The organism is Agrococcus beijingensis, from assembly GCF_030758955.1.
In the GTDB taxonomy this organism is placed as follows: Bacteria; Actinomycetota; Actinomycetes; order Actinomycetales; family Microbacteriaceae; genus Agrococcus; species Agrococcus beijingensis.
On record NZ_CP132360.1, the window covers coordinates 523,468 to 535,351 of the forward strand.

The 11,884-nt window shown below is 71.0% G+C and carries 3 protein-coding genes; all 3 read left to right on the top strand.

The features are described 5' to 3' along the window. Positions 1 to 22 precede the first annotated feature (22 nt). The 3 genes from rpoC (at position 23) to Q9250_RS02425 (ending at position 11,872) form a co-directional block, all read left to right on the top strand. A complete protein-coding gene (gene rpoC, locus Q9250_RS02415; RefSeq protein WP_306232982.1) occupies positions 23 to 3,907 on the top strand; it encodes a DNA-directed RNA polymerase subunit beta' in 3,885 nt (1,294 codons plus the stop codon). A 157-nt stretch (positions 3,908 to 4,064) separates the two neighbouring features. Continuing rightward, positions 4,065 to 5,582: an SLC5/6 family protein gene (locus tag Q9250_RS02420; protein ID WP_306232983.1), complete on the top strand. Its 1,518-nt coding sequence runs from the start codon at positions 4,065 to 4,067 to the stop codon at positions 5,580 to 5,582. A 164-nt stretch (positions 5,583 to 5,746) separates the two neighbouring features. Then, positions 5,747 to 11,872, top strand: a complete 6,126-nt coding sequence (locus Q9250_RS02425) for an Ig-like domain-containing protein (RefSeq protein WP_306232984.1) — start codon at positions 5,747 to 5,749, stop codon at positions 11,870 to 11,872. Positions 11,873 to 11,884: the final 12 nt, after the last annotated feature.

Here is an 11,884-nt window from a genome sequence, read left to right on the forward strand (position 1 = left end):
TTCGAAACAAGAGGGAAATGCATTGATCGACGCAACCACGTTCGATGAGCTGCGGATCGGCCTGGCAACGGCCGACGACATCCGGGGCTGGTCCTATGGCGAAGTGAAGAAGCCGGAGACCATCAACTACCGCACGCTCAAGCCGGAGAAGGACGGCCTGTTCGGCGAGCAGATCTTCGGCCCGAGCCGCGACTGGGAGTGCGCCTGCGGCAAGTACAAGCGCGTGCGCTTCAAGGGCATCGTCTGCGAGCGCTGCGGTGTCGAGGTCACGAAGTCGTCGGTGCGCCGTGAGCGCATGGGCCACATCGAGCTCGCCGCCCCCGTCACGCACATCTGGTACTTCAAGGGCGTGCCCAGCCGTCTCGGCTACCTGCTCGACATGGCGCCGAAGGACCTCGAGAAGGTCATCTACTTCGCCGCATACATGATCATCCGGGTCGACACCGACGCCCGTCACGAGCGCCTGCCCCAGCTGGAGCAGGAGCTGCGCCTCAAGGTCAACGAGATCGAGAAGCGCCGCGACGCCGACATCGCCGAGCGCCTCGCGCAGCTGGAGACCGACGTCGCCCAGCTCGAGGAGGAGGGCGCGAAGGCCGACCAGAAGCGCAAGGTCCGCGACGCGGGCGAGCGCGAGATGGCGCAGCTGCGCAAGATCGCCGACGACCAGATCGCCCAGATGGAGCGGGTCTTCGACGACTTCCGCACGCTCAAGGTCGGCGACCTGAAGGCTGAGGACGCCGCGTACCACGACCTCGTCGACCTGTACGGCGAGTTCTTCGACGGCCACATGGGTGCCGAGGCCATCAAGCTGCGCCTGCTCGCCTTCGACCTCGTCACCGAGGCGGCCGACCTGCACCAGCAGATCGCCGAGGGCAAGGGCCAGCGCAAGATCCGTGCGATCAAGCGCCTGAAGGTCGTCAACTCCTTCCTGCAGACGGGCAACAGCCCGGCCGCGATGGTGCTCGACGTGGTGCCGGTCATCCCGCCGGAGCTGCGCCCGATGGTGCAGCTCGACGGTGGCCGCTTCGCGACCAGCGACCTGAACGACCTCTACCGCCGCGTCATCAACCGCAACAACCGACTCCGCCGCCTGCTCGACCTCGGTGCTCCCGAGATCATCGTGAACAACGAGAAGCGCATGCTGCAGGAGGCGGTCGACGCCCTGTTCGACAACGGCCGTCGTGGCCGTCCCGTCACGGGCACCGGCAACCGCGCGCTGAAGTCGCTCTCCGACATGCTGAAGGGCAAGCAGGGCCGGTTCCGCCAGAACCTGCTCGGCAAGCGCGTCGACTACTCGGGCCGCTCGGTCATCGTGGTCGGCCCGCAGCTGCAGCTGCACCAGTGCGGCCTGCCGAAGCAGATGGCGCTCGAGCTGTTCAAGCCGTTCGTCATCAAGCGCCTGATCGACCTGGGCCACTCGCAGAACATCAAGCACGCCAAGCGCATGGTCGAGCGCTCGAAGCCCCAGGTGTGGGACGTCCTCGAAGAGGTCATCCGCGAGCGCCCGGTGCTGCTCAACCGAGCGCCCACGCTGCACCGCCTCGGCATCCAGGCCTTCGAGCCGCTGCTCGTCGAGGGCAAGGCCATCCAGCTGCACCCGCTCGTCTGCTCGGCGTTCAACGCCGACTTCGACGGCGACCAGATGGCTGTGCACCTGCCGCTCTCGGTCGAGGCGCAGGCCGAGGCCCGCGTGCTGATGCTCGCGTCGAACAACATCCTGAAGCCGTCCGACGGCCGCCCGGTGACGCTCCCGACGCACGAGATCGTCTCCGGCCTGCACCACCTCACCACGGTGAAGCAGGACGCGCTGGGCCACGGTCGCACGTTCTCCTCGGTCGCCGAGGCGATCATGGCGATGGACCAGGGCTCGCTCGACCTCAACGCCGTCGTGCGCATCCGCCTGACGGGCCTGGTCTTCCGCGACCAGGACCGCCCGGAGGGCTACGTCGACGGTGAGCCGTTCGTGCTCGAGACGACGCTGGGCCGTGCGCTCTTCAACGAGCTGCTGCCCGACGACTTCCCGTTCGTCACCGAGGTCGCGGCCAAGCCGGTCATCTCGCTCATCGTGAACGCGCTCGCCGAGCGCTACTCGAAGACCGTGGTGGCGGCGACGCTCGACAAGATCAAGGACGCGGGCTTCTACTGGGCGACGCGCTCCGGCATCTCGGTCGCGCTCTCCGACGTCATCACGCCCGCCCGCAAGGGCGAGATCGTGGCCGGCGCCGAAGCAGTGGCACGCAAGGTGCAGGACAAGTTCGAGAAGGGCCTCATCACCGACTCGGAGCGTCGCACCGACCTCACCGAGCTCTGGACCAAGGCCACGAACGAGGTGCAGAAGGCCACGCAGGAGGCGTTCGACGAGAACAACTCCATCTACCGCATGGTCACGGCAGGCGCCAACGGCAACTGGATCCAGGTTCGCAACATCACCGGCATGCGCGGTCTGGTGACCAACCCGAAGGGTGAGGTCATCCCGCGCCCGATCATCTCGTCGTACCGCGAGGGCCTGACCGTGGCGGAGTACTTCATCGCCACCCACGGTGCCCGCAAGGGCTCGGCCGACACGGCGCTCCGCACGGCCGACTCGGGCTACCTGACGCGTCGTCTCGTCGACGTGTCGCAGGACGTCATCATCCGTGAGGACGACTGCGGCACCGAGCGCGGCCTGGACTTCCCGATCGCCGAGACGATCGACGGCCAGGTCATGCTGCACGAGCTCGCCGAGTCGTCGGTCTACGCCCGCAACGTCGCGACCGACGTGGTGGCGGAGGACGGCACAGTCCTCGCCGTCGGCGGTCAGGATGTCGGCGATCGCGAGATCCGCGCGTTCCTCGCGGCCGGCGTCACCACGGTCAAGGTGCGCTCCGTGCTCACCTGCGAGTCCGCGGTCGGCGTCTGCGCGCACTGCTACGGCCGCTCGCTGGCCACCGGCAAGCTCGTCGACATCGGCGAGGCGGTCGGCATCATCGCCGCCCAGTCGATCGGTGAGCCCGGCACGCAGCTGACGATGCGAACCTTCCACACGGGTGGTTCGGTCGGCGCGAGCGACATCACGCAGGGTCTGCCCCGCGTGACCGAGCTCTTCGAGGCACGCACGCCGAAGAACTCCTCGCCGATCGCCGAGGCCGCCGGCCGCGTGCGCATCGAGGAGGACGAGAAGTCGAAGCGCATCGTGCTCACGCCCGACAACGGCGACGAGGAGTTCACCTACCAGGTGCTCCGCCGCGCGACCCTCGAGGTCGGCGACGGCGATCGCGTCGAGCAGGGCCAGCAGCTCCAGGTCGGCTCGGTCGACCCCAAGGAGGTGCTGCGCGTGCGCGGCGTCCGCGAGGTGCAGAAGCACCTGGTCTCGGGCGTCCAGGACGTGTACCGCTCGCAGGGTGTGCCGATCCACGACAAGCACATCGAGGTCATCGTTCGGCAGATGCTCCGCAAGGTCACCGTCGTCGACCACGGCGAGACCGGCCTGCTGCCCGGTGAGCTCGTCGACCGCTCGCGGTACAACGAGCTGAACCGTGCCGCGCTGACCGACGGCAAGAAGACCGCCTCGGCCCGCCAGGAGGTCATGGGCATCACGAAGGCGTCGCTCGCGACGGAGTCGTGGCTCTCGGCCGCCTCCTTCCAGGAGACGACCAAGGTGCTCACCGAGGCCGCCCTGGCCGGCAAGCGCGACCCGCTGCTCGGCCTCAAGGAGAACGTCATCATCGGCAAGCTCATCCCGGCCGGCACCGGCCTGGCGCGCTACCGCGACGTCTCGGTCGAGGCCACCGAGGAGGCGAAGGCGGAGCGCTACCCGAACCGCCTGTTCGCCGACGCGGGCAGCGTCGACGAGGCCGACCTGTCGTACCTCGACTTCGACGCCTTCACGGGCGGCGAGCTCGGTGAGGAGCCGGGTCAGTACGTCTGATCGGTGACTGACGCGAGGGGCCGCATCCACACGGATGCGGCCCCTCCGTCGTCCCCGCGGATCAGTCGCCCGGCGGTGCGCCGCAGGGCCCGTGCGGCGCGCCGTGCCTAGAATCGCTCCGACGATGCGGCACCGTGCCGTCTCAGGAGGTTTCACCATGAGCGACGAGCAGCCCACTTCGTGGCGCGACCGGTTCTTCGGCGGCCCCGGCCGAGAGCCGGAGCCCGAGGCGAACGTCACCCAGCCCGGCGCGGAGTCCGAGGTCGACCCGCGCGAGCAGCACTCGGCAGAGCTCGCTCCTGACTCGACCGAGGCTGCGGCGACCTCGGTGACCGAGCACGACGAGCACCAGCCGCTCGTCGAGCACGAGGGCGAGGCCGACACGGCGGTGCTCGACACGCACGAGACCGCAGGTCTGGAGCGCGACCGCGGGGACGCATCCGACGACCGTGCGAGCGACAGCCCGATCGAGCCGACGGTGATCGCCCCGTCGACGCTGCGCGGCCCGTCGCACTCCGCGGCGCACCCCGACGACACGGAGCGGCTCGACACCGTCGGCGCCGACACCGCGCGCCCCGACGCCGACCGCGCGCACGGCGAGGCGGCGACCAGCTCGCTCGAGCAGGTGCCGGAGTCGAGCACGGACCCGACGAGCACCGACCCGACGAGCACCGACTCGACGAGCACCGACGGGCCCCCCGCGCTCGTCGAGCCCCGCCGCCCGGCATTCGGCCTGCGCCGGCACTCCGACGACGCCGCCGCTGACGGCCACGGCGCGGGCGCCGCGGCGGCCGGCGCAGCAGTCGGCGCCACCGCGGCGGGGGGCACCGCGCTGGGCGCGGCAGCCGCCGGCTCGAGCGCCGACCGCACCTTCGTCGAGCCCGAGCCGACCCAGGCGCTCGACGCGCAGCGCGGCGACGACGAGGCGACCCGGGCCCTGCCGACGCAGGAGGCCGACGGGGCCACCCAGGTGCTCCCGGCGCAGCCCGCCGCAGACGAGCCGACACGGCGCTTCGGCATCATCCGCGACGAGGTGCCGGCGTCGTCGATCCCGGTCGACGACGAGACGGCGCGCGCGGCCGCCGGCGGCACGCCCATCGTGCTCGTCGAGGAGCCGATGCCGCCGCGGCGCAAGGGCGCGCGCGGCGTGGGCTTCGCGGTCGCGCTGCTCGCGACGGTGGTGTTCGGCCTCGTCTTCGCGGCCGCGTTCTTCGCCGTCGGCTACCTGTTCGACCGCGGCTTCGACGCCCTGGAGACCCTCGAGACGCTCTGGCTGCGCCCCTCGTACCTGCTGCCGGTGGTGGTCTTCTTCGTCGCCTACTGGATCCTCACGCTGCTCGTGAACCGCGCCGGGTGGTGGGCGCACGTGCTCGGCGCCTTCATCGTCGCGCTGCTCGTCTACGCAGCCCACATGGCCGGCGCCTACATGGAGTCGCTCGACGGCTGGGAGAGCTACACCGAGGTGCTCGGCATCGACGCCGGCGACCTGGGCGAGCTGCTCCTCGCACCGCTCTCGGTGCTCGCGTTCGTGATCGCCCGCGAGGTGCCCGTCTGGGTCGGCGGCATCGTCTCGCGCCGCGGTCGCAAGGCGCGCGAGTACAACCGGCAGGCGCTCGACGACTTCAACGCCGAGAACGCCGAACGGCTCGCCGCCTACGAGCGCGCACGGGGCTAGACGCAGCCCACCATCCGCTGAGGAACGGGTCCTGTCGAGGCAGGGCCCCGTTCCTCACGCCCAGGTTTCGTTTTCCTCAGGTCTGGCACAATGGGAAGTGGCCTTGCCCCTGTCCACGGGGCGAGGCCCTGCTGAGTCTGGCGACGCGGATGGGGGGTGCCGGCTTGCTGAGGTGGGTCACGCGCCATCGGAAGTCCACGGCAGCCGGGGCGCTCGTCACGGCGGTCTCCGTCGCGCTCGGGATCGTCGCCTTCACGCACGAGGGCTTCACCACCACCGACGTCGACCTCAACGACGGCGGCGTCTGGGTCACCAAGGAGCAGACGCAGCAGCTCGGCCGCATCAACGTGCAGGCCGAGGAGCTCGACGCGGGCCTCACGTCGCCCACCGCGAACTTCGACGTGCTGCAGGACGGCGACAACGTCATCCTCCACAACGAGGAGGCGTCGGCCGCGATCCTCGTCGACCCCCTCCAGGTGATCACCGGCACCAGCGTGCAGCTGCCCCCGCAGGCCGTGATCGCACTGGGCGGCGGCATCGTCGCGATCGTCGACCCCGCCGACGGCTTCCTCTGGGCCATGCCCTTCGGCGAGGTCGGCGGCTTCTCGGCCGAGACCTCCGACCCCATCGCCGAGCTTGGCGCTGGCGCGGCGGTGACCGTGGGCCGCGACGGCACCGTGCACGCGGTCTCGCTGACCGAGTCGCAGCAGGTCACGATCCCGCTGGTCGAGGGCGTGCTCGGCGAGCCGACACTGCGCGGCAGGGCCGAGCTGGGCGCGATGGAGGCGCCGGTCGTCACGAGCGTCGGCGACGACGCGGTCGTGCACGACCCGGGCACCAGCACCCTGCTCCTGCCCGGCGGCTCCGTCGAGGTGCCGGAGGGGGCTGCCGTGCAGCTCGACGGCGACGCCTCCGATCGGGTGATCCTCGCCACCGGCACGCAGCTGCTGCGCCAGCCGCTGGGCGGGGGCAGCCCCGAGGTCGAGGAGATCGAGGGCGGTGGGGATGCGGTGCGTCCCGTGCAGCTCGACGGCTGCGTCTTCGGCGTGTGGCCGGGGAGCGCGCAGTTCGTGCGCGACTGCCAGGACGACGCGGGCGACCTGCGCCAGCAGGTGCCCGAGATGGACGGCTCGCCCGTCGTCTTCCGTGTGAACCGCGACGACGTCGTCGTCAACCAGTACGTGCAGGGCGCCTCGTGGCTGCTCGCCGACACGCTCATCCTGGTCGACAACTGGGAAGACCTGGTGCCGCCGCAGGACGACAGCCAGACCGACGAGGAGGACAGCGAGTCCACCCAGGACCTGCTGACCAACCAGCCGCCGCCCATCAACGAGGAGAACACGCCTCCGACGGCGAACGACGACCAGTTCGGCGCTCGCCCGGGCCGCTCGACGATCCTGCCCGTGCTCTGGAACGACGTCGACGCCGACGGCGACGTGCTCACCGCCAGGCCGATCGGCGACCTGCCGACCGGCGTGACGGTCGCACCGGTCGCGAACGACTCGCGCCTGCAGGTCGAGCTGCCCGAGGATCAGGCCGCGGGCACCTTCCGCTTCGAGTACGAGATCGCCGACGGCCGCGGGCCCACCGACCAGGCGGTCGTCACGCTCACCGTGCGCGGCGAGGGCGAGAACGGCCTCCCCGAGCAGCTGCGCGCACAGGCGTTCGCGATCGAGCAGGGCGGAGAGTACGAGTACCAGGTGCTCGCCGACTGGATCGACCCCGACGGCGACGACCTCTATCTCGCCAGCGCGACCAGTGACTCCGGCGACACCATCCAGACCGACCCGTCGGGCCGGCTCGTCTACACCGCCACCGGCGACGTGGGCATCCAGAAGATCAGCATCACCGTCTCCGACGGCCGCGCCGAGACGACGGGCGACGTGACCGTCGACGTGCGCGAGCGCGGCAACGCCAACCCGCTCGCGAACGCCGACTTCGTCACCATGGTCGAGGGTCGCGAGGCGACGATCCGCCCGATGCTCAACGACTTCTCCCCATCGGGCCGGCCGCTGCGCCTGGCGAACGTCGACCCGGCGCCCGGCCTGCAGATGACCTGGGACGCCCCGACCGGCACCGTGAAGATCACCGGCGGGCCGGTGGGCACGCACTACTTCACCTACATGATCGCCGACGGACCGCTGCCGAGCGTCGGCCGCGTGCGCGTCGACATCCGCACCGCTGACGAGGAGGCCCGGCCCGTGGCGGTGCGCGACATCGCGCTCGTGCCGCAGCAGGGCACCACCGTCGTCGACGTGCTCGCCAACGACGTCGATCCGGCCGGCGGCGTGCTGGTCGTGCAGCAGGTGACGATCGAGAACGGCGCACCGATCAGCGTCGAGCTGCGCGATCGCAGGATCGTCAGCATCGTCGACAACCGTGGCCTCGAGCAGCCGTTCCAGTTCACCTACACCGTGTCGAACGGCCGCTACTCCGAGACGGGCACCGTCGAGGTCATCCCCGTCGTGCCGCCCGAGCAGCCGCGCGCGCCGAAGGCCGTCGACGACGCGATGACCGTGCGCGCCGGCGACTTCGGCACGCTCGACGTCGACCGCAACGACTTCTCGCCCGACGGCACGCCGTTCGAGGTCACGGGGCAGGTGATCTCATCGAGCTTCGCCTCGGAGGCCGAGGGCATCGCCTTCGTCTCGGACGGCAAGCTGCGCGTGCACGCGCTCGAGGGCGGTCCGACGCGGGCGAGCGTCGTGTACGAGATCGTCGACGCGTTCGGCAACCGCGACTCCGCGACGGTGGCCATCACGATCGTGCCGCGCGAGGCCGAGCAGAACTCGCCGCCCGCCCCCGAGACGGTGACGTCGCGCGTGCTGGCCGGCTCCTCCGTGCGCATCCCGATCCCGCTCGACGGCATCGATCCCGACGGCGACGGGGTCGAGCTGGTCGGCTACGACGACGCGCCCGAGGGCGGCCGCATCCTGCGCGAGGTCGGCCCCGACTACTTCGACTTCGAGGCGTTCCCGGACAGCTCGGGCACGGTCGAGTTCACCTACCGCGTGCGCGACCGCTGGGGCGCCGCCGGCACGGCGACCGCGATCATCGGCATCGCGCAGGCGGCCGACGTGAACCAGACGCCGTTCGCCCAGCCCGACCAGATCACCGTGCGGCCCGACCGCCAGGTCGCGATCCCGGTGCTCGAGAACGACTCCGACCCCGACCAGAACCCGCTGTCGCTGCCCGTCGACGGGCTCACGCTGCTGCCCGAGGCGCTCGCCGACGCCGAGGTGAACACCGAGCGAGACACCATCGATGTGCGCTCGCCGTCGGAGCCGGGCGTCTACCAGTTCAGCTACACGGTGCGGGATTCGCTCGGCGCCTCCACAACCGGCAGCGTCACGCTGACGGTCGCCGAGGATGCCGAGCTGGTGCCGCCGATGGCGCGCGACGACCCGCTCGCCCGCGACCAGGTCGTGCTCGGCCAGGCCTTCGACGTGCCGGTGCTCGTCAACGACCTCGATCTCGACGGCGACCCGAGCGAGCTCGCGCTCTCCATCGTCACCGGCGCCGGCGAGGTCGTCGCCGACAAGGTGCAGGTGATCCCGACCGAGCTGTTCCAGGTCGTCACCTATCGGGTGACGGATGTCGACGGCCAGACCGCGGAGGCGTTCGTCGCCGTGCCGCCGGTGCAGGATCGCCCGCCCTTCATCACCACCACCGAGCCGGTGCAGGTGCCTTCGGGCGTGCAGAGCGAGATCCCGCTCTCGGAGCACGTCGGCACCGCGGACGGCGCCGCGGTGCGCATCACCTCCGGCGACACCGTGACGGCCGTGAACGGCGACGGCAGCGGCTACATCAAGGACGAGCGGACCCTGCTCTTCCGGTCGCCGCTCGGCTACGTCGGCCCCGCATCCATCACCTTCGAGGTCACCGACGGCACCGGCCCCGATGACCCCAACGGCAATGTGGCGATGCTGACGATCCCCATCGAGGTGCTGCCCTCGAGCGCGGTCGCGCCCACGTTCGCCGGCGCCATCCTGCGCCCGGAGGCAGGCGAGGGCGAGGCGGTCTTCGACCTGCGCGACGCCACGCGCGACCCCGACCCGGGCGACCTCGAGGAGATGGACTACGAGCTCGTCGGCGGCTCGATGGCCGGCGTCACCCACTCGCTGCAGGGGTCGATCTTCACCGCCACCGCCGACGTGACGACGCCGCCGGGAGCGAGCGGCGCCTTCCAGATCGTGGCGATCGACAAGTTCGGCAACCGGGCCCCGGGCACCGTGCTGGTCGAGGTGATCGCCACCTCGCGGTCGCTCGCGATCGCGAACCCGAACACGGGCGAGGCGACCGCCGCCGTGCCGATCACGGTCGACGTCGTGCAGGACGACGTCAACCCGTTCGCCGACCGCGGCGAGCCGCTGCGCGTGGTCGCGGCCGAGCGCATCGCGGGCGACGGCGAGGTGTCCAGCACCGATCGCGAGGTGACGGTCACGCCGGCCGCCGACTTCAGCGGTGTGCTGACCGTGCGCTACACGATCGAGGACGCCACCGAGCGCACCGACCGCCAGGTCACCGGCACGCTGACGCTCAACGTGAAGGCCAGGCCCGACGCGCCGCTGCGCCCGAACGTCGACGCGACAGGCGACTCGCAGGTCACGCTCACCTGGGGCGCTCCGCCCTCGAACGGCGCCCCGATCACCGGCTACGTCGTGCGGTCGAGCGACGGCTCGGTCGGCTTCCCGTGCACGTCGACGACGTGCGTGATCACGGGCCTGCAGAACAACACCACCTACCAGTTCCAGGTCGTGGCGCAGAACGAGGTCGGCGACTCCGACCCGTCGCCGTCGTCGAACGACGCCCGCCCCGACGTGCGCCCCGAGCAGCCGGCCCCGCCGGCGGTCGCCGACGGCGACACGCAGATCGGGCTGACCTGGCAGCCGCCGGTGAACCGCGGATCGCCGATCCAGCACTACATGATCGAGATCTCGCCGCCCGCGCCCGGAGGCGTCGTGCAGCAGCAGGCGACCGGCACGAGCTTCACCTGGACCGGGCTCACGAACGGCACGTCCTACACGTTCCGCATCCAGGCGGTGAACCTCGCCGATGAGCCGGGCGACTTCTCGGCCTACTCGCAGGCGATCACGCCCGCGGGCCCTCCGTTCCCCGTGACCGACGTGCGGGCGTCGCCCGATCGGTCGATCCCCGGTGAGGTGCAGGTGCAGGTGAGCTGGACCGCGCCCGCCGACAACGGCGCGCAGATCCAGGCCTACACGGTGACCCCGTCGGGCGTGCCCGGCGCCGTCGCGCAGACGGTCACCGGCACCACGGCGAACTTCCGCTTCGACGCGGCCGACCACGCGGCGACCTTCACGGTCACCGCGACCAACCGGGCCGGCACGAGCCAGCCGTCGACCCCATCCGCCCCCGTGCGCACCTACACCGCACCCGATGCGCCGAGCGGCGTCTCGGCGACCGACGGCGACGGCGACTCGGTCGTGACCTGGACGGCGGGCAACCCGAACGGCCTGCGCGAGAACGAGGTGCGCTTCGAGGTGCGCGGCGGAGGCGCCGGCGCGCAGTCGTTCGGCCCCGGCGGCACGTACACGGGCATGAACAACAACGGCGGGCCGTACACCTTCGAGGTGCGGGCGGTCGCGGTCGTCGACGGCACGCAGTACGCGAGCGCCTGGACCGCGGCGGGCAACCAGGCGCGCCCCTACGGCCCCATCGGCGCTCCTGCAGCCACCGCGAACTCCGCCGTCGAGCAGGTCAACTTCAGCTGGTCGTCGCCGGCCCCGAACGGCCGGCCCGTCTCGACCCGCATCCGGATCGGCAACGGCGGCTGGGAGAGCGTGGCACTGAGCGGCAACCGCTCGGTGCAGGCCAACGGCGGGCAGACGGTGCAGATCACCGTGGAGTCGTCGACCGGTGAGGCCGAGCCGGGGCACGGCGCGCAGACGACGACGGCGACCGCGCAGGCGACCGCGGACGAGCGACTGAGGCCGTCGGTCAGCCTCTCGAAGGGCGGCATCGCGCACGCGGGCTCCTGCCAGGGCAACAACGGCGAAGACTGCCAGTGGTACCAGCTCAACTGGACCGACTTCCAGCCCGGCGTCTACAGCTTCACCTGCCACAACACCGGCTCCGCGAACGGCGCCAACAACCCGTTCGAGACCGGCCGAGTGAACATCACCAGCCGCAACGGCAGCACGATCGCCGAGTACCAGGGCGAGGCCGGCGACAGCAACACCTGCTTCTCCGGCTACGCCGGACAGGCGTGGATGCGTGTCTGGGGCAACGGCATCGACCTCGACACACCCAGAGTGAATTGGCCATGACGATAGGAACAC